The organism is Streptomyces sp. NPDC052064 (assembly GCF_055585925.1).
Genome location: NZ_JBVJJE010000001.1, coordinates 128,550 through 151,301 on the forward strand (window position 1 = coordinate 128,550; position 22,752 = coordinate 151,301).

Genomic DNA, 22,752 nt, shown 5'->3' on the forward strand with positions numbered 1-22,752 from the left:
GGCACCGCGGGTGACGGGGTGCCCCCGCCTCACCACCAGTCCGAGTCCAGGCGCCCCTCGATCGACCTGAGGTTCTCCCGGGAGCAGGTCTCGCAGAAGTAGCGGCGGACGCCGTTCTCCACGGAGCAGGTCCAGGTGACTGGTGGGCCGTCGGCCAGGGTGCCGGCCGTCGTGCCGCAGCGGTCGCACACGAGCGGCTGAGATTCCGCGGCGGGGCCGTCGTCACCGCCTCCGAGAGGACTCGTCACCCGGCGACGATATCGCCGTGCCCGACGGCCCGCTGGGCACAACGCACCGCGGGGGCCGGTCCGTTCGGCACGGACCGGCCCCCGCGGGGAGAGCTCGGCCTCCCGGGGTCGGGAGGCCACCGCTTCAGGTGAGGTCGGTTACTGCATGACCGCCATGGCGAGCGCCCGGCGGGCACGCCGTGAGGCGCGCTCCGCCCTGCGCTGCATCCGGCGGGCGGACGCCAGGCGCACGGCCGGGCGTTCCCGCTCCGCCTCTTGCAGTCGCTCGTGCATATGCGCACGAGCCATGGCTTCTGGAATGAGTTGCATCTCTCGGGTCCTGTTCTGACGCGAGTCCTTCGCGCCGGTGGTGGTGAAGTCTTGGGTCGCGGAGCCTGCGGGCTCGTAAGTGGACGGCTTCATCGGGGCCTGCTTCTGGGGGTCGTGCGTGAGGGGGCGGTCGATCGTTCCTGCGGTGTTCATGCTGTGACCGGGTTCTTGCGCGGGCGGCCACGCGGCCGCTTCCGGGCGACGACGACACCCTGCACGAACAGCTCGCCACCCCAGACGCCCCAGGGCTCACGCCGCTCCTTGGCGCCGGCGAGGCAGGCCTCGACCAGCGGGCAGGTGCGGCACAGGGACTTGGCGTACTCGACGTCCGCGGGCGACTCGGCGAAGAAGACCTCCGGGTCGTAGGAGCGGCACGGGACGGGTACGCCGAGGTTCTCGATGGCGTCGTCGAGCGCGGTGAGCGCGGTGAGCGGGGTCAAGGCGGAGTCCTCCGTGGGGCCGGGCTTGGGGATCGTTTCCGAAGGCGGTACGGACGGGGCGTGCGCTTCGAGTTGCACGGTTCGTCTTCCTCGTCTGGTCGTTCCGACCTGTTGGCCGGGGGCGGCTGGTACCGGGTTCTTTTCTTGTCCCGAGGCTCCTTCGGTCCGTCGTCCCTGTTCAGGGACAAACAGAAGGGCCGCGGATCCCGGATGGGGTTCCGCGGCCCTGAAGGCGCCGGCCTGATCGGCGATCAGGCTGGATCACTCCAGGGTTCTGGCCCACGGAAGGCCCACATCAGGTGGTTCTGCGTCGTCTGCTTCCGGAATCCGGCACCGGTCGCCGTAAAGGCATAGGCATGCGCCTGTGCCACTACTGCCGCTTCCAGTGCCTCGGTCGGTCGCTCATTGCGCTCCCGGACGGGAAGACCCGCGGGGGCAACGGAGGAGGACGCCGGACGCACGGCACGAATGCCGGACAGACCGGTGCCCAGGTTCGAAACGCCGAGCATGCACGCGGAGACGGCCGAGCGATCGGTCATTTTCACGGTGCTGATGGAGCTGGTGTAGATGCTGATCACTGGACTCGCCTCCTCTCGGCGTCTCGGGGGACTGGATGAACCAGTCCGGCGGAAATGCAAGTACATCACGGAACCAGGGCCTCCGAGAAGGCCGCTGCTCTCGTGTCTAAGAACCTATGGGGATTGCTGGGGCATGCGCAAACTATTTTTTCGACGAGTTCCTGTCAGTCCTGATCCGTGTCCCCTCCGACGAACTGGCCTGCGCAGATGGCCAGTACGTCGGTTCCGTAGCGGCTGAGCTTGCGCATCCCCACGCCCGGGATGCGCGCCAGCTCGTGCTCGTCGTCGGGCGCGGTCTCGGCGATGGCCACCAGGGTCCTGTCCGTGAAGACGCAGAAGGCGGGCTGGCCACTGCGTCGCGCCTGGTCGGCACGCCACTCGCGCAGCCGCTTGTAGAGGCCCTCGTTCATGTCGGAGGGGCAGTCGTCGCAGCGCATCAGCTTCATCTCGCCCGCGTCGGTCAGCGTGCGGCCGCAGACTCGGCAGCGGGCGGGCGTTCGCTGGACTCGCCTCGGGGCGGAGCCCCTGGTTCCGGGGGTTCCACGCTCGATGCCGCCCGCACCGCCGGCGGCGGTACGCCCCGTGGTGGCCGTCGAACCCGGGCGCAGCCCGTCCAGGAAGCGGCTGGGGCGGCGGTTGGGACGGCCGCCGGGTGAGCGGGAGAGAGACCAGGAGACATGGAGGTGTTCCCGCGCGCGGGTGACGCCGACGTACAGCAGGCGCCGCTCCTCCTCGATCTGCTCGTCGGTCTTGGCGTAGGTGATCGGCATCATGCCCTCGGCGACGCCGGCCAGGAACACGACGTCCCACTCCAGGCCCTTGGCCGAGTGCAGGGAGGCGAGGGTGACGCCCTGCACGGTGGGGGCGTGCTGGGCGTTCGCCCGTTCGTCGAGTTCGGCGACGAGGTCCGCCAGGGTGGCGCCGGGTTTGGCGGCGGCGAAGTCCTGGGCGAGGTTCACCAGGGCGGCCAGGGACTCCCAGCGTTCCCTCACGGCGCCGGAGCCGGCCGGTGGCTGCGGCGTCCAGCCCTCCCCCGACAGCACGGCGCGCACCTGGGAGGGCAGGTCGACGGCGTCGTCCAGGAGGGAGTCGTTGCCGCCGAAGCGGGCCGCGCCGCGCAGGGCGACGCCCGCCTTACGCACCTCCGGGCGGTCGAAGAACCGCTCGGCGCCGCGCAGTTGGTAGGGCACCCCGGCGTCGGCGAGGGCCTGCTCGTAGGTCTCGGACTGCGCGTTCGTACGGAACAGGATGGCGATCTCGGCGGCCGGGACTCCGGAGTCGATGAGCTCGCGGATACGGCGGGCCGCGCCCTCCGCCTCGGCGGGCTCGTCCGTGTACTCGGTGTAGACCGGCTCGGGCCCCGGGGCGCGCTGGGAGACGAGCTCCAGGCGGTGGTCCGCGGCCCGGCCCTTCGCCTGGGCGAGCAGGCCGTTGGCGAGGTGGACGACCTGGGGGGTGGAGCGGTAGTCGCGGACCAGCTTGACGAGGGTGGCGCCGGGGTGGCGGGTGCGGAAATCGAGCAGATGGTCCGGGGTCGCGCCCGTGAACGAGTAGATCGTCTGGCTGGCGTCGCCGACCACGCACAGGTTGTCCCGGTCGCCCAGCCACAGGTCCAGCAGGCGCTGCTGGAGGGGGCTGACGTCCTGGTACTCGTCGACCACGAAGTGCTGGTACTGGGCGCGGACCTGCTCGGCGATGTCGTGCCGGTCCTGGAGGACGGCCACGGCCAGCAGCAGCACGTCCTCGAAGTCGATGACGGAGCGCTCGCGCTTGACGTCCTCGTAGGCGGCGTAGAGCTGGGCGATCTCGGCGGGGTCGCGGGGGGTCTCACGGCCGGCCTTGGCGGCGGCGGGCGCGTAGTCGGCGGGGACGGTCTGGGTGACCTTGGACCACTCGATCTCGGCGGTGACGTCCCGCAGCTCGCCACGGTCGAGCCGGATGCGGCAGGCGGCGGCCGCGTCGGCGACGAGCTGGATCTTGCGGTCGACGAGCCGGGGCATGGAGCCGCCGATCGCTTTCGGCCAGAAGTACTGGAGCTGGCGCAGCGCCGCCGAGTGGAACGTGCGCGCCTGGACACCGGCGGCGCCGAGCTGGCGCAGCCGGCCCCGCATCTCCCCGGCGGCGCGGTTGGTGAATGTGACGGCGAGCACGCTGGAGGGGTGCAGGATGCCGGCGCGCACTCCGTAGGCGATGCGGTGGGTGATCGCCCGGGTCTTGCCCGTGCCGGCGCCCGCCAGGACGCACACCGGACCGTGCAGGGCCGTGGCCACCTCGCGCTGTTCGGGGTCGAGCCCGTCGAGCACCGCATCGGCGGAATCCGGTACCTGCGGGAACAGGGTGGAGTGCGTTGCTGCTGTCACACAGCCATGCTGCCAGGTCGCCGGAGACCGCTGTGCCGGTTGTCCACAGGCACGGACCGATAGTCGTACCAATGCGGCAGGCGTCACGTCCGCCAGGGCGCGGGCCCCGGGAATGGTTGCGATTTCACGTACGTTCCACCACTGCGAGCACCCGTCCCCGAGCCACCGAAGGAGCACGAGAGACATGCCGGGCACTGTGACGATGTACAGCACCACGTGGTGCGGCTACTGCCGTCGGCTGAAGAGCCAGATGGACCGCGAGGGCATCGCGTACACCGAGATCAACATCGAGCAGGACCCGGAGTCCGCCGCGTTCGTGGAGAAGGCGAATGGCGGAAACCAGACGGTGCCCACCGTTCTGTTCCCGGACGGCTCCACCCTCACCAACCCGTCTCTGGCTCAGGTGAAGCAGAAGATCGGCTGAGGCAGAAGACCGGCTGAAGCGGAAAGACCGGCTGAAGCGGAAGACCGGCGCCTGGTCGCCGCGGTTGTGCCGAGAAGGCGGTTCCTGAGGCGGCTCAGGAACCGCCTTCTCGTGGTTTGTCCCACACCACGACGTAGCGCCACAGCAGCGTGCGGCGGAAGTCGCAGCCGGGCAGCAGCCGGTGGACCGCCTGCCGGATCTCTCCCCAGGACATGTGCACGTCTTCCATGGGCATCCCGGCCGGGCCCCGCTTGCCGCCGTGTCGGCGGGCGTGCCACTGGCTCGCGGGCACGCCGCACGCGCTGATGATCCAGTCCAGGACCGTCCGGTTGGCGGCCATTCCGACGATCACCAGACGGCCGCCGGGCGCGGTGAGCCGGGCGAGGCGGGTGACCGCCTCCTCGAACGGTGCGTGGTGGACCACGGCGACCGCGCTGACGAAGTCGTACGCACCCCCAGGCAGGGACCCGTCGGCGAGGAAGTCCGCCTCCAGGTACGTGACGTTGCCGGGCACGTGCGCGTGCTCGCGGGCGAGCTTGATCATCTCCGGCGAGCGGTCCACGCCCGTGACGGATGCCGCCCGCGCCGCGAGCTTGCGGGTGAGCAGGCCGTCCCCGCAGCCCGCGTCCAGGGCCTTGCCGCAGCCGTCCGGGACGGCGTCGAGCACCTCGGGGTGGTGATGGACGTTGTGGTTCCAGTACGGGTCGGACACGCGGCCGGCCCCGTCAGAGGGCGCTTCTCGTCGGGAGCGGCTTGCCGTACCAGAGCTCGATCAGGCGGGCCGCGATCGAGATGCCGTACGGCGGGAGCACCTCGCCCGACTCGAAGGCGGCGCGCAGCTCGTCGCGGGAGAACCAGCGGGCCTCGTGGATCTCGTCGCCGTCGACGTCGATCTCGGTCGAGGTGGCGCGGGCCAGGAAGCCCAGCATGAGGCTGGACGGGAAGGGCCAGGGCTGGCTGGCGACGTACTCGACCTGGCCTACGGTGATGCCGACCTCCTCGTGGACCTCGCGGCGCACCGACTGCTCGATGGACTCGCCGGGCTCGACGAAACCGGCGAGCGTCGAGAAGCGGCCCTCGGGCCAGTGCACCTGGCGGCCGAGCAGGATGCGGTCGTCCTCATCGGTCACGGCCATGATCACGGCAGGGTCCGTACGCGGGTAGTGCTCCGCGCCGCAGGCCTGGCAGCGGCGGATGTGACCGGCCGCGGCGATGACGGTGCGCTCACCGCAGCGCGAGCAGAAACGGTGCGTGCGCTGCCAGTTCTCCAGGCCGACCGCGTGCACCATCAGGCCCACGTCCCGGGCGGACAGGAGCAGGCCCGCCTCACGCAGCCCCGCCGACCGCGCGGACTGGTCCATGCGCCCGGGCAGGGAGTCCTTCTGGAGGGCGAAGTAGCTGACGCCGTCCTCGTCGATGCCGAGGAAGTAGCGGTGGGCCTCGGTGAGGGGGGCCTCGAAGGAAGGCGTCATGACGAGTTCGGTGTGCCCGTCCGGCGTCTCGTCGATGAGGACCTGGCCGCCGGAGACCACGAAGCAGCGCGTGGAGGGGTGGCTCCACGCCGCCGCGAGCCAGGCCTCGTCGAGCCGGTGATGCGCGGCCCGGTCGATGCCGCTCGGTGCGGTGAGCGAGATGGGTCGGTCGGCGTTCTGGTCGGTCCAGGTGGTCACGGGTGCTTCCAACTCCCCGGTGGAACGGTCGGGTTCGGCGGGCTGATCAGCGGGACGTACGGCGGGAGGCGACCGGGTCCGGCGGGGTTCCGCGGTGCGGGGCGGTCCTTCCAGTGTGCCCCGCGCGCGCTGCCGGTCCGGACGGCACGGGACGCTCAGGGCACATGGCGCCAGTGCTCGGCGAGGTCGCCCCACAGGTACGCGGTGGTCTCGACGCCCTTGAGGAGCAGGTCGAGTTCGACTTTCTCGTTCGGGGCGTGCCAGCCGTCGGACGGGACGGAGATGCCGAGGAAGAGCACCAGAGCGCCGAGAACGTCCTGGAGGTCCGCCGCCGGTCCGGAGCCTCCCTCGCGGGTGAAGAGGACCGGCTTCTCGAAGGCCCGGCCCATCGCGCGGGCGACCGACTTCAGGGCCGGGTGGTCCAGCGGCGTCAGGCACGGGCGCGTGGCCCCGCTGAACGTGATCTCGCAGCGGATCCCGGCGGGCACCTGCTGCTCGGCCCAGGCCCGGACCGCCTTCTCCACAAGGTCGGGGTCCTGTCCCGCCACCAGCCGGAAGGACAGCTTCACCAGGGCGGAGGACGGCACGATGGTCTTGCTGCCTGGGCCCTGGTAACCGCCGCCGATGCCGTTGACCTCCGCGGTGGGGCGGGCCCAGACGCGCTCCAGGGTGGTGTACCCGGCCTCGCCCTGGGTGGCGTACGACTTGGCCGCGCGCAGCCACTGCCGCTCGTCGAAGGGCAGCTCGGCGAAGAGTTCCCGCTCGCGGTCGGTGAGTTCGACCACGCCCTCGTAGAAGCCCGGGATCGCGACGCGCGCGTGCTCGTCGTGCAGGGCGGCGACGAGGCGGGCGGCGGCGGTCGCCGGGTTGGGCACCGCGCCGCCGAAGGAGCCGGAGTGGATGTCCTGGCCGGGGCCGTGCAGCCGTATCTCGCACTCGGCGAGGCCGCGCGTGCCGGTGCACACCGTGGGGGTGTCCTCGGACCACATGCCGGTGTCGGAGACGATCACGGCGTCGGCGGCGAGCCGCTCGGCGTGCTGCTCGACCATGGCCCGGAAGTGCGGCGAGCCGGACTCCTCCTCGCCCTCGATCAGCAGCTTCAGGTGCACCGCCGGGGTGGTGCGGCCGGTGGTGGCGAGGTGGGCGCGGACGCCGAGGGTGTGGAAGAACACCTGGCCCTTGTCGTCGGCCGCCCCGCGCGCGTAGAGGCGATTCTCACGGACGACCGGCTCGAAGGGGTCGCTGTCCCAGCCGTCCTCCCGGGCGGCGGGCTGCACGTCGTGGTGGCCGTAGACCAGCACCGTGGGGGCCTGCGGGTCGTCACAGGGCCACTCGGCGAAGACGGCGGGCGCGCCCGGGGTCTGCCAGACCTCGGCCGTCGGGAACCCCGTCTCCTTCAGCTTGACGGCGAGCCAGTCGGCGCTGCGTCGTACGTCGTGCGCGTGGTCCGGCTGGGCCGACACCGACGGGATGCGCAGCCACTCGGCGAGGTCGTCGAGGAAGGCGGCGCGGTGCTGCTCGATGTACGTACGGACGACACTGTCCGGGGTCTGGCTCATGGTCACGAGCCTATCGGCCCGCACTGACGTCATCGGAGTGCGGTTCCTCACCGGTGTCCTCACCGGACGCGGAGTCCTCACCGGCCGGCTCCTCCAGCAGCAGCCGCTCCAGGTCGGCGCGGTCCGGCAGCTCGTCCGGGCGTACGACCTCCCCGCCGCGCACGTACAGGAACGCGGCCGTGACCGACTCCGGAGGCACGCCCTGCTGCTCGGCCCAGGCGAGGCGGTAGACGGCGAGCTGGAGCGGGTCGGCGTTGCGGGAGCGGTTCGTCTTCCAGTCGACGATCTCGTACGTCGTGTCCTCCCCGTCGCCCTCCTTGTAAACGGCGTCGATGCGGCCCCGCACGACACGGCCGGCGATCGCGAGCTGGAAGGGGGTCTCCACGCGGTAGGGCGTGCGATGCGCGTACTCGGTGCGTTCGAAGGCGTCCTTGAGGGCCTCCAGGTCCCGTTCGTCGGCGATCTCCGCCTCGCTGCCGGGCAGTTCCTCGGGCTCCAGCATGGGCAGCGTGAGCTCTTCGAAGCGGGCCTCGACCCAGGCGTGGAAGCGGGTGCCGCGGCGGGCGGCGGGCTGGGGCTGGCGGGGCATGGGGCGGGCCAGTTCCTGCGCGAATCCGTCCGGGTCGGCGGCCAGGTGCAGCAGCTGGGACGCCGTGAGCGACGCCGGGAGGCGGACTTCCGTGACGTCGTCACGGGCGCGCAGGAGCTCGCCGGTGAGGGCATCGAGGTCGCGGTCCCAGGAGGCGACGGTGCGGTCCTCCTCGGGGGTGAGGTGCGGGTTGTCCGGGGTCGTGGGGTGGGGGCGCGCGACTGGGGGCTCCGGTGGAGCCGCCTGATGGGGAACCGTGGGGCGGTCCGCGGGCCGCTCGTCCCGGTCGGCCGGATCTTCCACGAGGGTGTCGCTCGCGAAGGGGTCTTCTGCGAAGGGGGCCTCTTCGAAACGGGCCTGTTCGAAAGGGTCCGGTTCGTCGTACGGAGGCTCGTAGTCCTCGGGGGGCGGCGGCCATTCCGGGTCGTCGGCCCCGTCCGGGTCGTGCACGGCCGCGGGGTGCCGGTCCTCGTGGGATGCCAGGTGCGCCAGGACGGTCGCGGCGGCCGCGCGGCGCCGGGCCAGGGCCGTCTCGTCCAGGGGCAGGGGCCAGACCTGCTCGGCGGTGGCCTGGTGCAGGGCCGGGTTCTCCTCGTCCTCGGCGGGTTCGTCCGCCCAGGCCTCGATCTCGCCGTACCCGGCTTCGCAGTGCTCGTAGAGGGCCTGGAGGAACGCGGACGGTCCGCGGCGCTTCTTCTGGGTGGGTCCCCACCAGTGGCCGGAGCCCAGGAGCAGGGAGCGGGGGCGGGTGAAGGTGACGTAGCCGAGGCGGAGTTCCTCGGTGTGCTGGTGGTCCTTCATGGCCTCGTGGAAGGCTCTCAGGCCCCTGGCGTCCCAGGACTCCACGTCGGGCAGGGTGTCGGCGTCGCCCCGCAGCCGGTGCGGAAGGACCTTGCCCTGGGAGGTCCACTTCTCGCGGCCCTGGCTGCTGGGGAAGGTGCCGGTGACCAGCCCGGGGACTACCACGACGTCCCACTCCAGGCCCTTGGACTTGTGGGCGGTGAGCACCTTGACGGTGTTCTCGCCGCCGGGGAGGGCGTTGTCGAGGCCCTTCTCGTACTGGGCGGCGGTGCGCAGGAAGCCGAGGAAGGCGAGCAGGGTGGCCTCGTTGTCACCGGCGGCGAAGGAGGCGGCGACATCGAGGAAGTTGGAGAGGGTCTCGCGGCGGCGGGCGGCCAGGGCGTGCGGGGACGCCGACAGCTCGACCTCCAGGCCGGTGACGGCGAGGACGCGGTGCAGGACGTCCATCAGCGGGTCGGCCAGGGAGCGGCGCAGCTCGCGCAGCTCGGTGGCCAGGCGGGCGAAGCGCACGCGCGCGTCGCGTGAGAAGGGCAGTCCGTCGTCGTCCCCGTGGCCGTCCAGCGGCGTCTCCAGGAACGTGTCGAGGGCGTCCGCGAGCGAGATCACCTCGGAGGGGTCGACCCCCTCGACGGCCTCGGCGAGCCGGCGGTCCGGGTCGTCGTCGCCCTCCACGCGCGCGGGGGCCACGAGACGCCGGGCGCGCCGCCCCAGCAGGGCGAGGTCGCGCGGGCCGATGCGCCAGCGCGGGCCGGTCAGCAGGCGCACCAGGGAGGCGTTGGCGCCGGGGTCCTGGAGGACCTCGCAGACGGCGACGAGGTCGGCGATCTCGGGCAGGTGCAGGAGCCCGGACAGGCCGACCACCTCGACCGGGATGTCCCGGGCGACCAGGGCGCCCTGGATCTCGGCGAAGTCGGTCGCCGTGCGGCACAGGACGGCGATCTCGCCGGGTGCCGTCCCGGTCCGTACGAGATGGGCGACGGAGTCGGCGGCCCAGTCGATCTCCTCGGCGTGGGTGCGCAGCAGGGCGCAGCGCACCAGGCCGTCGTGTTCGGCGCCGGGGGCCGGGCGGAGGGCCTCCACGCCCGCGTGCAGGGCGCGCAGGGGCTCCGCGAGGCCGTTCGCGAGGTCGAGGAGGCGGCCGCCGCTGCGGCGGTTCTCGCTGAGCGCCTGCCGGGTCGCGGGGCGGCCGTCGGCGTGGGCGAAGTGCTCGGGGAAGTCGTCGAGGTTGGCGACGGAGGCGCCGCGCCAGCCATAGATGGCCTGGCAGGGGTCGCCGACGGCGGTGACGGGGTGGCCGGTGCCCTCGCCGAACAGGCCGGCCAGGAGGACACGTTGGGCGACCGACGTGTCCTGGTACTCGTCGAGCAGGACCACCCGGAACTCGTCGCGCAGGAGGCGACCCACCTCGGGGGTCTTCGCGAGCCGGGCCGAGAGGGCGATCTGGTCGCCGAAGTCGAGCAGGTCCCGCTCGCGCTTGGCGGCCCGGTAACGGGTCACCAGGTCGGCCAGTTCACGGCGGGCCGCGGCCGCGTCGGGAACCTTGCGCAGGTCGGCGTTGGTGAGCTTGGCGCCGCGCAGGGTCAGCAGCAGTTCGGCGTCGTACGCGCGCAGCGCTTCGGGGCGGACGAGGTGCTCGGCGAGCTCGGCGTCGAGGGCGAGGAGGTCACCGACCAGGTCCGGGAAGGAACGGGTCAGGGCCGGGTAGGTCCCCGGGGCCTCGCGCAGCACGCGCGCGGCGAGCTGGAACCGGGTCGCGTCGGCGAGCAGCCGGGACGTGGGCTCGAGACCGATGCGCAGGCCGTGGTCGGTGAGCAGGCGGCCCGCGAAGGCGTGGTAGGTGGAGATCACCGGCTCGCCCGGCGGGTTGTCCGGGTCGATGGCGTCCGGGTCGGTGACGCCGGCCTTGACGAGCGCCTTGCGGACGCGCTCGGCGAGTTCGGCGGCTGCCTTGTTGGTGAAGGTGAGGCCGAGCACCTGCTCGGGTGCGACCTGGCCGGTGCCGACCAGCCACACCACGCGTGCCGCCATCACCGTCGTCTTGCCCGAGCCGGCTCCGGCCACGATCACCTGCGGGGCGGGCGGCGCGGTGATGCAGGCCATCTGCTCAGGGGTGAACGGGATACCGAGGAGTTCTTTGAGCTGTTCTGGATCGGAGATACGGGCGGGCACGTCAGAGAGGCTAGCGGCGGCCACTGACAGCGGCGGCCGGATCGCTTCCCGGGACGGAAGAAGCGCAGGTCAGCACATGTGGTGCGATAGGTCACTCGACAACCTGGCGGCCCTCCTGCCGCGCGCTGCACGAGGCCCGGAACGCGCAGTGCGTGCAGTGCTGTCCGGCGGTCGGTGTGAACCGTTCGTCGAGGACCTTGCCGGCCGCGGTGGCCAGCAGGTCGCCGACCCACTCGCCTTCCAGCGGCTCCTGGGTCTGCACCTTGGGCAGGGTCTCGCCGCCGTCGCGCTGGGCGGCGCCCTGGCGCAGATGGACGAGTTCGGCGCCGCCCGGCTCGGGTCGCACACCGTCGAAGACGTCGTCGACGGCGCCCTCGCGGACGGCCAGCTGGTAGACCGCGAGCTGCGGGTGGCGCTCCACCTCCTTGCCGGTGGGCGCCTGTTTGCCGGTCTTGAAGTCGACCACGTAGGCACGGCCCTCGCCGTCGGCCTCCACGCGGTCCATCTGGCCGCGGATGCGCACCCGGTAGTCGCCGGCTTCCAGGGTGACGTCGAAGTCGTGCTCGCTGGCGACCGGGGTACGCCCGGTGCGGTCCATGACGTGCCACTTCAGGAACCGTTCGAGCGCCACGCGCGCGTTGTCCTTCTCCTGGTCCGACTTCCACGGCGCGTCGAAGGCGAGGGCGTTCCACACGGAGTCGAGCCGTTCCATGAGGACGGAGAGGTCGGCCGGGGTGTGCCCGGAGGCGATCTCGTCGGCGAGGACGTGCACCACGTTGCCGAAGCCCTGGGCGGCGGTCGCGGGCGCGTCGGCCTTCACCTCGCGGCCCAGGAACCATTGCAGGACGCAGGTGTTGGCGAGCTGATCGAGGGCGCTGCCGGAGAGCACGACGGGCTGGTCGCGGTCGCGCAGCGGCACCTTGGACTCGGTCGGCTCGAACATGCCCCACCAGCGGTAGGGGTGCGCGGACGGCACCAAGGGGCGGCCGTCCTCGTCGGCGAGGGCGGCGAGCCGGGCGAGGCGGCGGGCCGCGGCCTCCCGGAGGGCGTCGGAGACACGCGGGTCGACCGTGGTGGCGCGCAGTTCGGCGACGAGTGCCGCGACGGAGAGCGGGCGGCGCGGGCGTCCCGTGACGTCCTTGGGTTCGACGCCGAGTTCGGTCAGGAAGCGGGAGGGCTGGTCGCCGTCGTCCGCCGGGGCCTTGACGGCGGTCACGACGAGGCGTTCACGCGCGCGCGTGGCGGCCACGTAGAACAGGCGGCGCTCCTCGGCGAGCAGCGCGCCGGGCGTGAGGGGTTCGGCGAGTCCGTCGCGGCCGATGCGGTCGGCCTCCAGCAGGGAGCCGCGGCGGCGCAGATCCGGCCACAGTCCCTCCTGGACGCCCGCGACGACCACGAGGCGCCATTCCAGGCCCTTGGCGCGGTGCGCGGTCATCAGGCGGACGGCGTCGGGGCGTACGGCACGGCGCGTGAGGGTGTCGGCGGCGATGTCCTCGGCCTCGATCTCCTCCAGGAAGTTGAGGGCGCCCCGGCCGCCGGTGCGCTCCTCGGCGCGGGCCGCGGTCGCGAACAGCGCGCAGACGGCGTCCAGATCGCGGTCCGCGTTGCGCCCGGCCGCGCCACCCCGGCGGGCGGCCCGTTCCAGCCGCGCGGGCCACGGCGTGCCCTCCCACAGGTCCCACAGCGCCTCCTCGGCCGTCCCGCCACCCGCCAGCCGCTCACGGGCCTTGCGCAGCAGCGCGCCGAGACGCTGGGCGCCACGCGCGTACGTGGGGTCGTGCACGGCGAGGCGCTCCGGCTCGGCGAGTGCCTGCGCGAGCAGCACGTCGGAGGGCGGCGGCAGCGGGTTGCCCGCGGCCCGTTCCTCGTCGCGCAGGGACCGGCCGAGGCGGCGCAGGTCGGCGGCGTCCATGCTCGCGAGCGGGGAGGTGAGGAGGGTGAGGGCGGTCTCGGTGTCGAGCCAGCAGGTGTCCGGCCGCGCGGAAGGGACGGCCTCGGCGGAGGTGTCCCTCTCGGAGTCCTGAGGCCCAGCAGGTCCCGTCCCAGAAGTCCCTGCCTCCGCCGTGGCCACCGCCCGCAGCGCCGTCAGCAGCGGTGCCACGGCCGGTTCGTGGCGCAGGGGCACGTCGTCGCCGTCGACGTCCACGGGTACGCCGGCCGCCGTGAGGGCGCGGCGGACCGTCGGGATGGTGCGGGAGCCGGCGCGCACCAGGACGGCCATCTCGTTCCAGGGGACGCCGTCTTCGAGGTGGGCCCTGCGGAGGATGTCGGCGATGTTGTCCAGCTCCGTCCCGGGCGTCGGGTACGTGTACGCCTCGACGCGGCCGCCGTCCCGTACGGGGGCGAGTTCGCGGTGGGCGCGCACCTTCTCGGCGGGCAGGCGGGTCAGCGGCATGCGCTGGGTCAGCAGCCGGGTGGCGGCCAGCAGGGCGGCGCCGGAGCGGCGGGACGTGCGCAGCACCGCGACGGGGGCCGGGCGGCCGTCCGCGCGCGGGAAGGCGTGCGGGAAGTCGAGGATGCCGTTCACGTCCGCCCCGCGGAACGCGTAGATCGACTGGTCGGGGTCTCCGAAGGCGACGAGGTTGCGGCCGCCGCCGGCCAGCGCGTGCAGGAGTCGTACCTGAGCGGGATCGGTGTCCTGGTACTCGTCGACGTAGACGGCGTCGTACCGGGCGGCGAGCCACGCGGCGACCTCGGGCCGGCGGGCGAGGAGCACCGCGCGGTGGACGAGTTCCGCGTAGTCGATCACACCCTGGAGGTCGAGGACGTCGAGGTATTCGGCGAGGAAGGCGGCGGCGGCGCGCCAGTCGGGGCGTCCCGTGCGGCGGGCGAAGGCGTCCAGGGCGTCGGGGCCGAGACCCAGTTCACGAGTGCGGGCGAGGACCGCGCGGACCTCGTCGGCGAAACCACGGGTGGTCAGGCAGGCGCGCAGTTCGTCCGGCCAGCGCACGTGCGCGAGGCCCAGCCGCTCCAGGTCCACCTGGCCGGCGAGCAGTTCCCGGACCGAGACGTCCTGCTCGGGGCCTGACAGCAGCCGCAGCGGCTCCACGAACAGGTCGCTGTCCTGGTGGGCACGGACCAGGGCGTAGCAGAACGAGTGGAAGGTGGTCGCCTGGGGAGCGCGGGCCGCGCCGCTCCGCAGGGCCATGCGGTCGCGCAGCTCGACGGCCGCCCTGCGGCTGAAGGTGAGCACCAGGACCCGCTCGGGATCTCCGCCCCCGGCGATGCGCTCGGCCACGGACTCGACCAGCGTGGTGGTCTTGCCGGTACCCGGACCTGCGAGAACGAGCAGCGGGCCGGTGGTGTGGTCAACCACGGAGCGCTGCGAGGCGTCCAAGAGTGGGGGGGCCACCCGGGCAGGAGGGGTACGTACGAGTCGGTAGGCGCCACGGCTCCCCCGCCGCACGCGGGGGTGCGACAGGCCGCTGGTGGAGGAAGAGGAGCTCACGTGGTTCGCCGGTCCTGGTGGAAGTGCTGGTTGGCGGGCCACCGCGCGTGGCGGGCGGTGACCGCGGGGTGACGGGGACGCGTGCAGCCGACGCTACGCCGACGGGTGAGGCGGAAGCAGGGCTTCCCCTTCTTCCCGCCAGTCACTCAGGGCGCTCATGGCACACATGTCCCTCATCTCACGAACGTACGTCATGTCAGCGACGTGCCCCGATTCCCCCGTACGGATCACGGGTCACACGGGAGGGCGTCCGATGGCGGAAGCTGTCAGGTGTGACCCTCCGCGCGTTCGCCGCCGTCCCAGCGCGCCCGTCTCATGTCGAGGCGCGGCAGGTGGCCCTCGGTGGCCCGGCTCGCCTCCTTCAGGGGGGTGCCCTCCGCCCGGTAGTGGCCGAGCGCCCGCTGCTCGTGCCCCGGAAGCAGGACGCCGTCCGCGCGGACGACGCGCCACCACGGAACGGCTCCGCCGTAGAGGGCCATCACGCGGCCGACCTGCCGCGGACCGCCCTCCTCCAGCCACTCGGCGACGTCCCCGTATGTCATGACACGACCCGGCGGGATCAGTTCGGCGACGTCCAGGACCCGCTCGGCGTACGCGGGCAGCGCTTCCCCGGGCTCCTCACGGGTCTCGTCGTGGTCCGCGGGGGCGTCCTGCGCGCGGGCGTCCCCCGGAAGGCTCTCCTCGCTCATCCGCCCCATCCTGCCCCACCCCACCGACAGAGAGACGGGCGTCCTCCGGAGCGTTTCCCTCGCCCGGCAGGAGCGCGTCGGGCAGACTGTCCGCCCCCGCATGTGCACCCTGATGCCCCCGCGCGTCGGTGCGGCATGCCACCATCGTGCGGTCGGTGACCGGTGATACGAGACCAAGAAGAGACGATGAAGCAGCAAGGTGCGCACCCCGAGGACACGGAGGGCACCTCTGACGCTTCGTCGCGCCCGGGCACTCCGGATGACGGCTCCGAGCCGGCCGGTGAGAAGGCCGGGACGGCCGCCGAGGAGTCCGGCAAGAAGGCTCCGACGGCAGCCGGAAAGTCCGCCAAGAAGGCTCCGACGGCAGCCGAGGACGAGGACACCGTGCACATCGACGAGGTGGAGGGCGACGAACCGCTGCTCCCCGCGCGCGTGCACCGCCCGTCCGATCTGATGCGGCTCCTGGTGGGCGTGCTCGCCGTCGCGGTGCTGATCGGGATCGCCGCGTTCGCGCACGGCACCACCTCGGGCCTCGAACAGGACATCAACAAGGGCACGGGCCAGGCGCCCGACCTGCTCATCAAGATCGCGGGGCTGGCCTCCAGCATCGCGATCCTGCTGGTCCCGGTCGCCTTCGCCATCGAGCGGCTGATCAAACGGGACGGGCTCAGAATCGCCGACGGCGTGCTCGCGGCCGTCCTCGCCCACGGTGTGACCCTCGCCACCGACCTGTGGGTCGCCCGCGCCGCCCCCGGCTCGATCCAGGAGGCGCTCACCCAGCCCTCCCCCGGCGACATCCACGCGCTGACCGACCCCGTGCACGGTTATCTGGCGCCGGTCATCGCGTACATGACGGCCGTCGGCATGTCGCGCAGGCCCAGATGGCGCACGGTGCTGTGGGTCGTGCTGCTCCTCGACGCCTTCTCGATGCTCGTCACCGGGTACACGACCCCGTTCTCGATCATCCTGACCGTGCTGATCGGCTGGACCGTGGCCTACGGCACGCTCTACGCGGTCGGCTCGCCCAACGTCCGGCCCACCGGGCAGACCCTGATGGCGGGCCTGCGGACCGTCGGCTTCCGCCCGGTCAGCGCGTCCCGCGAGGACACGTCGGACAGCCCGGACACCGGCGACCGGGGCCGCCGCTACTTCGTCACGCTCGAGGACGGCCCGCCGCTGGACGTGACGGTGGTGGACAGGGAGCAGCAGGCCCAGGGTTTCTTCTACCGCGCCTGGCGCAACCTGACCCTGCGCGGCTTCGCCACCCGCAGCAGCCTCCAGTCGCTGCGCCAGGCCCTGGAGCAGGAGGCGCTGCTGGCGTACGCGGCGATCGCGGCCGGCGCCAACGCGCCCAAGCTGATCGCCACCTCCGAACTCGGTCCCGACGCGGTGATACTCGTCTACGAGCACAGCGGCGGCCGCACCCTGGACTCGCTGCCGGACGAGGAGATCACCGACGACCTGCTGAGCGACGCCTGGCACCAGGTGAAGGCTCTGCAGTCCCGGCGCATCGCGCACCGCAGGCTGGTCGGCGACGCGATTCTGGTGGATCGTTCCGGCACGGTGATCCTCACCGACCTGCGCGTCGGCGAGATCGCAGCCGGCGACCTGCTGCTGCGCATGGACACGTCCCAGCTGCTGGTGACCCTCGGCCTCCGGGTGGGCGCGGAGCGGGCGGTCGCCTCGGCGGTGGAGGTGCTCGGCCCCGACGCGGTGGCGGACTGTCTGCCGATGCTCCAGCCCATCGCGCTCAGCCGTTCCACGCGCGCGACGCTGCGCAGACTGGCCCGGGAGCGGGCACAGCGCGAGCGCGAGGCGGTCCTGGAGGCGTCCCGGCAGGCCAAGCAGGCACGCCTGGAGGACGCCTCGGACGACGCTCCGGTCCTGGAGAAGCCCGACAAGAAGGCCGTACGGGCGGAGCAGCGGGCCGAGAAGCGGGCCATCGACGAGGCCCTGGAGGAGGCGCGCGAGGAGGACCTGCTCACGCAGATCCGGCACGAGGTGCTGCGGATCAGGCCGCAGGCACCGGTCGAGCCGGCCCGGCTGGAGCGGGTGCGGCCGCGCACGCTGATCAGTTTCATGGCCGGCGCGATCGGCGCGTACTTCCTGCTGACGCAGCTCACGCACATCGAGTTCGGGCCGCTCATCGCGAACGCCGAGTGGGGCTGGGTCGCCGCGGCCGTGCTGTTCTCGATGGGCAGCTACGTCGCGGCGGCGATGGCTCTGCTGGGGTTCGTGCCCGAGCGGGTGCCGTTCGTGCGGACCGTGGCGGCGCAGGTCGCCGGGTCGTTCGTCAAGATCGTCGCCCCCGCGGCGGTGGGCGGTGTCGCCCTGAACACGCGCTTCCTCCAGCGCGCGGGAGTGCGGCCGGGGCTCGCGGTGGCGAGCGTCGGAGCGTCCCAGCTGTTCGGGCTCGGCTGCCACATCCTGATGCTGCTTGCCTTCGGCTATCTGACCGGCACCGAGAAGACGCCGTCGCTGTCGCCGTCCCGGACGGTGATCGCCGGTCTGCTGACGGTGGCGGTGCTCGTGCTCGTGGTGACCTCTGTGCCGTTCCTGCGGAAGTTCGTCGTCACGCGCGTGAGGTCGCTGTTCGCCGGTGTCGTGCCGCGCATGCTGGACGTGCTCCAGCGGCCGCAGAAGCTGGTCACCGGCATCGGCGGCATGCTGCTGCTGACCGCCTGTTTCGTGATGTGCCTGGACGCGTCGATCCGCGCGTTCGGCGACGAGTCCACGTCGATCAGCCTCGCCGGCGTCGCAGTCGTCTTCCTCGCGGGCAACGCCCTGGGGTCCGCGGCGCCGACGCCGGGCGGTGTAGGGGCGGTCGAGGCGACCCTGACCGTCGGTCTGATCGCCGTCGGCCTTCCGAAGGAGGTCGCGGCGCCGGCGGTCCTGCTGTTCCGCCTGCTGACGCTGTGGCTGCCCGTGCTGCCCGGCTGGCTGGCCTTCAACCACCTCACTCGCAAGCAAGCTCTCTGACCCGACCAGCCCAGAAGCAGGCGCTTCAGCACCACCTGCCCCCTTACCTCGTACGGCACGCGTCCCGCGCGTCCGGCCTTCCGCCGCCGCAGGATGGAACCATGCCAACCCTCCTCCGGCTGCGCGCCGCCGCCCTGACCGCCACCGCCGTGCTGCTGTCCACCGTGCTGGCCGGCTGCGGTGACGACGACGCCGAGGACGAGGACCTGACGCAGCAGGAGCTGAGCTGGGAGGACTGCCCGACCCCGTCCGATGCCCAGGGAGGAGGCGCCGCGCCCTCACCGCTGCCGGACCGCGGCGAGTGGCAGTGCGCCACCATGAAGGCCCCGCTCGACTGGGACGACCCCGAGGGCGACACGATCGGCCTCGAGTTGATCCGGGCCAGGAGCAGCGGCGACGCGAGCGCGCGCATCGGTTCGCTGATCTTCAACTTCGGCGGCCCCGGTGGCTCGGGCGTCACCTCGCTGCCGTCCTTCGCGGAGACCTACGAGACCCTGCGCACCCGGTACGACCTGGTCAGCTTCGACCCGCGCGGGGTCGGCCGCAGCGCCCCGGTGATATGTGAGAACGACCAGCAGCTCGACGCGTACTTCCAGCAGGACGCGACCCCCGACGACGCCGCCGAGCGCACCGAACTCCTCCACAACACCAAGGAGTTCAACGACGCCTGCGAGCAGAACTCCAAGAAGATGCTGCCGCACGTGCGCACCACCGACGCCGCCCGCGACCTGGACCTGATGCGCCAGGTCCTCGGCGACGACAAGCTCCACTACTTCGGCATCTCCTACGGCACCGAACTCGGCGGCGTCTACGCCCACCTGTTCCCCAAGAAGGTCGGCCGTGCCGTGTTCGACGCCGTCGTCGACCCCACACAGAACGGCGAACAGGGCTCGCTGGGGCAGGCCAAGGGCTTCCAGCTCGCGCTCGACAACTTCGCCGAGGACTGCGTGTCGAAGACCGAGGAGTGCCCCCTCGGCGACAGCGCGCAGGACGTGAAGGACCGTATCGCCACGCTGCTGAAGGACCTCGACCGCAGGCCGATCCCGGGCGTCTTCCCCCGCGAACTGACCCAGACTGCGGCGACCAACGGCATCGTGCAGGCGCTGTACTCGCAGGACCTCTGGGAGTACCTCACCGAGGGCCTGCAGCAGGCGTACGACGGTGACGGCACGATTCTGATGCTGCTGTCCGACTCGATGAACGGGCGCAGTGAGAACGGCGAGTACGACAACTCGACCGCCGCCCACACGGCCATCAGCTGCGCCGACGCCAAACCCCGCTACGACGCCGCCTACGTGGAGCGGAAGCTGCCCGAGTTCCGGGCCGCGTCCGCCCTGTTCGGCGACGCCATGGCGTGGGGCATGATCGGCTGCACCGACTGGGCCGTGCCGGGCGCCGCCGACCATCCGGACGTGAGCGCGCCGGGCGCGGCGCCGATCCTGGTCGTCGGCAACACCGGCGACCCGGCCACCCCGTACGAGGGCGCACGGAAGATGGTGGACGCGCTGGGCAAGGGCGTCGGTGTCGAGCTGACGTACCGGGGGCAGGGACACGGCGCCTACAGCAGCAAGAACAAGTGCGTGCAGGGCGCGGTAAACGGCTATCTGCTCGACGGAAAGGTACCGCGGACGGGGACCGTCTGTACCTGACAATCCCCAGCGCCCGATATAAACGCACGTCAGAGGGTTATCCACAGGCTGCAACGGCCGACGCGGGATCTGCCTACCATGGCCTGACCGCCATCCGCGGCACGGTGCGGACGGCCTACGAGGGGGGATGGGCACATGACGCGTTTCGCACGGTGGACCGCTCTGGCGGTCACCTCGGCACTGCTCGCCGCGGGATGCGGCGGCGGTTCGTCGGACGACGACAAGGGCGGGCTCTCCTGGGGCCGCTGCAAGGCCACCGCCGACGCCCCCGCGCCGAGCAGCGACTGGCAGTGCGCGACGCTGAAGGTGCCGCTGGACTGGTCGAAGCCGGACGGCGAGACGATCGGGCTGGCGCTGATCCGCGCCAAGGCCCGCGGTGACGACCGCGTCGGCTCACTCCTGTTCAACTTCGGCGGCCCCGGCGCCTCGGGCGTGTCCATGATGCCGTCGTACGCCCCGACCGTCTCCCGACTGCGTGAGCGGTACGACCTGGTGAGCTGGGACCCGCGCGGGGTCGGCGCCAGCGAGGGCGTGCGCTGCCGCGGCGACAAGGAGATCCAGGCGGCCGAGTCGGTGGACGTCACCCCGGACACACCCGCCGAGGAGAAGGCGTACTTCCAGGACGCCGCCGACTTCGGCAAGGGCTGCCAGAAGGACGCCGGGAAGCTGATGGCGCACGTGTCGACCGCGGACTCGGCTCGCGACATGGACCGCATCCGGGAGGTCCTCGGCGACGAGAAGATGCACTACTTCGGCATCTCCTACGGCACCGAACTGGGCGGCACGTATGCGCACCTGTTTCCGAAGAACGTGGGGCGGATGACCCTGGACGCAGTCGTCGACCCCGGCGCCGACACGGTGGGGCATGCCCAGAACCAGGCCAGGGGCTTCCAGCGCGCGTTGAACGGCTACCTCGAGTCCACGGGCCAGGACCCGGTGGAGGGCTCGCGGAAGATCGCGGACCTGCTGCACAGGATCGACGCCCGGCCCCTGCCGACGGCCACGCCCGGGCGGAAGCTGACGCAGACGCTCGCGGCCACCGGCATCATCCTGCCGCTGTACAGCAAGGACAGCTGGTCGAGGCTGACCAGCGCCCTCGACGCGGCCGAGCGGGGAGACGGCTCGGAGCTGATGGCCCTCGCCGACGGCTACAACGAGCGCGATCCGTCGGGGCGTTACGGCACGACGACCCACGCGCAACGGGTCATATCGTGCCTGGACGACCGGCAGCGGCCGACCGCGGCGACCACCAAAAAACTGCTGCCGGAGTTCGAGAAGATCTCCCCGGTCTTCGGGACGTTCCTCGGCTGGGACACGGCCGGCTGGTGCCACGACTGGCCGGTGCCCGGGCAGCACGACACCGCGGAGGTGAGCGCCCCCGGCGCGGCACCGGTCCTGGTGGTCGGCAACACGGGCGACCCGGCCACCCCGTACGAAGGTGCCCGGAGGATGGCCGACGAGCTGGGCAAGGGCGTCGGAGTGATGCTCACCTGGCGGGGCGAGGGGCATGGCGCGTACGGCAGTGGCAGCGACTGTGTCGACTCCACGGTGAACGCGTATCTGCTGGACGGGACGGTACCGAAGGACGGCAAGGTCTGCTCATGACCACGACGGGGGCTCCGGGCACCCGTGGTGCGCGCAGCCTCCGCCACTCGCTCAGCCACGCTGGACACGAACTACGCCCACTCCTCGACGCGTTCCTCGCTCGTCACCCCGACTGCGACGTCCAGTTCCGCGCAATCGACGGCAGCGACCCGTTCACCGCCCTGCGCACCGGAGACCATGACGTGCAGGTGCTGTGGCTGCCCGTTGCCGAACCGGACTGCACCGTCGGCCCCACCGTGCTCACTGGAGGCCGCGTGCTGGCCATATCAACCAACCATCCGCTGGCCGATCGCGGCGGCGTGTCGCTGGAGGATCTCGCCGACAACCACGTCGTCGACCTCGGCCCCGAGGCCCCCGAGTACGGGGTGTCGGCCATGGTCCCCACGCGCACCCACTCGGCCGCCGCATCCCCCGGGGGGCCCGCCGCACGGACCTTCCACGAGATCCTCTCCCTGGTCACCGCCGGACACTGCGTCCACCCGCTCGGCGAAATCGTCGCCCGCTACAACACTCCCCTGGCATCGCGTTTCTGCCCATCCACGACGCCCCCACCATCCAATTCGCCCTGACGTGGCGCTCCAACAACGACAGCCCCGTCATCCGTGCACCGGCCCAAACCGCCGCCGACCTCGGCCCTCTCCCGGTGACCTTCTAAGCGCCGGTTCGCACGGAATCGCTCCTCAGGTGTAGGCGCGATATCCAGCCGCCTGATCCGCCCCGCCTCAGGCGGCTGGTTCGGAGGACAGCACCGCCGCGACAAAGTCGGCCGGCGGCAGGTAGCCGTGGGCTTCAACATAGTGGGCAATCAGCTCAGGCGCGGCGTAGGCGACGCCGCGTCCCATCACCCGTATCTCCGCACTCCCCCGAGGACCATCGGTGAGCCCGTCACCCAGACGCGGGGTGTACCAGGGGCAGAAGTGGAAGCCTCGTGTCTGCTGGGTTCGGTGGGTGCGGGCCATGCTTTGCAGCGTTTCGACCAGGCCCGGCGGCGCAGAGCCGGTCGCGTACCCCTTGCCCCGACTAAGCCAGCCCACATTCAGCACTGGCACGCCCTGCCAGAGGCCGGATGCCTCGGGATCCCAGTTGTCTCTGTCGTACGTGTAAGGCGTCAGGTCTGCGTAGTACGTCACGGCGGCTGTCTACCAGTCCCAGCGGGACGGCGCACCAGGCCTGCGTCAGCAAGGACGAAACGGCCTTGCCAATCCGGCCCCATCGGCTGACCACGGCCTGGCACG

At 72.0% G+C, this 22,752-nt stretch carries 17 protein-coding genes; 5 read left to right on the top strand and 12 right to left on the bottom strand.

From position 1 onward, the window contains the following. Nucleotides 1-29: 29 nt before the first annotated feature. The 5 genes from ACZ6TU_RS00650 to ACZ6TU_RS00670 all read right to left on the bottom strand — a co-directional run bounded on the left by ACZ6TU_RS00650 (nt 30) and on the right by ACZ6TU_RS00670 (nt 3,935). A complete protein-coding gene (locus tag ACZ6TU_RS00650) occupies nt 30-248 on the bottom strand; it encodes a hypothetical protein (protein WP_467678886.1) in 219 nt (72 codons plus the stop codon). A gap of 138 nt (nt 249-386) precedes the next feature. After that, complete coding sequence (locus tag ACZ6TU_RS00655; RefSeq protein ID WP_150482912.1) at nt 387-710, bottom strand: hypothetical protein; 324 nt, start codon at nt 708-710, stop codon at nt 387-389. After that, on the bottom strand, nt 707-1,075 hold the full coding sequence (locus ACZ6TU_RS00660) for a WhiB family transcriptional regulator (protein ID WP_059417291.1): 369 nt from the start codon (nt 1,073-1,075) through the stop codon (nt 707-709). The genes ACZ6TU_RS00655 and ACZ6TU_RS00660 overlap by 4 nt, the downstream gene beginning before the upstream one ends. Nucleotides 1,076-1,248: 173 nt before the next feature. Beyond that, nucleotides 1,249-1,575 (bottom strand): hypothetical protein, encoded by a 327-nt coding sequence (locus ACZ6TU_RS00665; RefSeq protein WP_467678884.1) that lies wholly within the window; start codon nt 1,573-1,575, stop codon nt 1,249-1,251. A gap of 164 nt (nt 1,576-1,739) precedes the next feature. Continuing rightward, the gene (locus ACZ6TU_RS00670; RefSeq protein WP_469545664.1) at nt 1,740-3,935 is read right to left on the bottom strand and encodes an ATP-dependent DNA helicase UvrD2; all 2,196 of its coding nucleotides are present in this window, start codon (nt 3,933-3,935) and stop codon (nt 1,740-1,742) included. Nucleotides 3,936-4,119: 184 nt separating this feature from the next. Here ACZ6TU_RS00670 and ACZ6TU_RS00675 point away from each other — a divergent pair, with 184 nt between their 5' ends. Then, entirely contained in the window at nt 4,120-4,359 is a 240-nt protein-coding gene (locus ACZ6TU_RS00675) for a mycoredoxin (RefSeq protein WP_059417293.1), read from the top strand. A 94-nt stretch (nt 4,360-4,453) separates the two neighbouring features. Here the strand turns inward: ACZ6TU_RS00675 and ACZ6TU_RS00680 are convergent, their stop codons facing one another. The 6 genes from ACZ6TU_RS00680 to ACZ6TU_RS00705 form a co-directional block, all read right to left on the bottom strand. Continuing rightward, a complete protein-coding gene (locus tag ACZ6TU_RS00680; RefSeq protein WP_469545668.1) occupies nt 4,454-5,071 on the bottom strand; it encodes a class I SAM-dependent methyltransferase in 618 nt (205 codons plus the stop codon). A gap of 13 nt (nt 5,072-5,084) precedes the next feature. After that, nucleotides 5,085-6,029: an NAD(+) diphosphatase gene (nudC, locus tag ACZ6TU_RS00685; protein WP_467678878.1), complete on the bottom strand. Its 945-nt coding sequence runs from the start codon at nt 6,027-6,029 to the stop codon at nt 5,085-5,087. A 155-nt stretch (nt 6,030-6,184) separates the two neighbouring features. Continuing rightward, a complete protein-coding gene (locus ACZ6TU_RS00690; protein ID WP_467678876.1) occupies nt 6,185-7,588 on the bottom strand; it encodes a dipeptidase in 1,404 nt (467 codons plus the stop codon). 10 nt (nt 7,589-7,598) lie between these two features. Next, nucleotides 7,599-11,147, bottom strand: a complete 3,549-nt coding sequence (locus ACZ6TU_RS00695) for an ATP-dependent DNA helicase (protein ID WP_469545672.1) — start codon at nt 11,145-11,147, stop codon at nt 7,599-7,601. A 91-nt stretch (nt 11,148-11,238) separates the two neighbouring features. Then, nucleotides 11,239-14,595, bottom strand: a complete 3,357-nt coding sequence (locus ACZ6TU_RS00700) for an ATP-dependent helicase (RefSeq protein WP_469545676.1) — start codon at nt 14,593-14,595, stop codon at nt 11,239-11,241. Nucleotides 14,596-14,861: 266 nt separating this feature from the next. Further along, the gene (locus ACZ6TU_RS00705; protein ID WP_467678870.1) at nt 14,862-15,284 is read right to left on the bottom strand and encodes an MGMT family protein; all 423 of its coding nucleotides are present in this window, start codon (nt 15,282-15,284) and stop codon (nt 14,862-14,864) included. Between the two features lie 186 nt (nt 15,285-15,470). Here ACZ6TU_RS00705 and ACZ6TU_RS00710 point away from each other — a divergent pair, with 186 nt between their 5' ends. The 4 genes from ACZ6TU_RS00710 (at nt 15,471) to ACZ6TU_RS00725 (ending at nt 22,086) form a co-directional block, all read left to right on the top strand. Continuing rightward, nucleotides 15,471-18,263 (top strand): lysylphosphatidylglycerol synthase domain-containing protein, encoded by a 2,793-nt coding sequence (locus ACZ6TU_RS00710; RefSeq protein WP_467678868.1) that lies wholly within the window; start codon nt 15,471-15,473, stop codon nt 18,261-18,263. A gap of 101 nt (nt 18,264-18,364) precedes the next feature. Continuing rightward, on the top strand, nt 18,365-19,912 hold the full coding sequence (locus ACZ6TU_RS00715) for an alpha/beta hydrolase (protein WP_469545680.1): 1,548 nt from the start codon (nt 18,365-18,367) through the stop codon (nt 19,910-19,912). Nucleotides 19,913-20,047: 135 nt separating this feature from the next. Further along, nucleotides 20,048-21,517, top strand: coding sequence for an alpha/beta hydrolase (locus tag ACZ6TU_RS00720; protein WP_467678864.1), 1,470 nt, complete (start codon nt 20,048-20,050; stop codon nt 21,515-21,517). Continuing rightward, entirely contained in the window at nt 21,514-22,086 is a 573-nt protein-coding gene (locus ACZ6TU_RS00725; RefSeq protein WP_467678862.1) for a LysR substrate-binding domain-containing protein, read from the top strand. Before ACZ6TU_RS00720 ends, ACZ6TU_RS00725 begins: the two co-directional genes overlap by 4 nt. Before the next feature lie 153 nt (nt 22,087-22,239). Here ACZ6TU_RS00725 and ACZ6TU_RS00730 read toward each other — a convergent pair whose 3' ends face one another. Beyond that, nucleotides 22,240-22,647 (bottom strand): DUF7919 family protein, encoded by a 408-nt coding sequence (locus tag ACZ6TU_RS00730; RefSeq protein ID WP_467678860.1) that lies wholly within the window; start codon nt 22,645-22,647, stop codon nt 22,240-22,242. Nucleotides 22,648-22,752 lie beyond the last annotated feature (105 nt).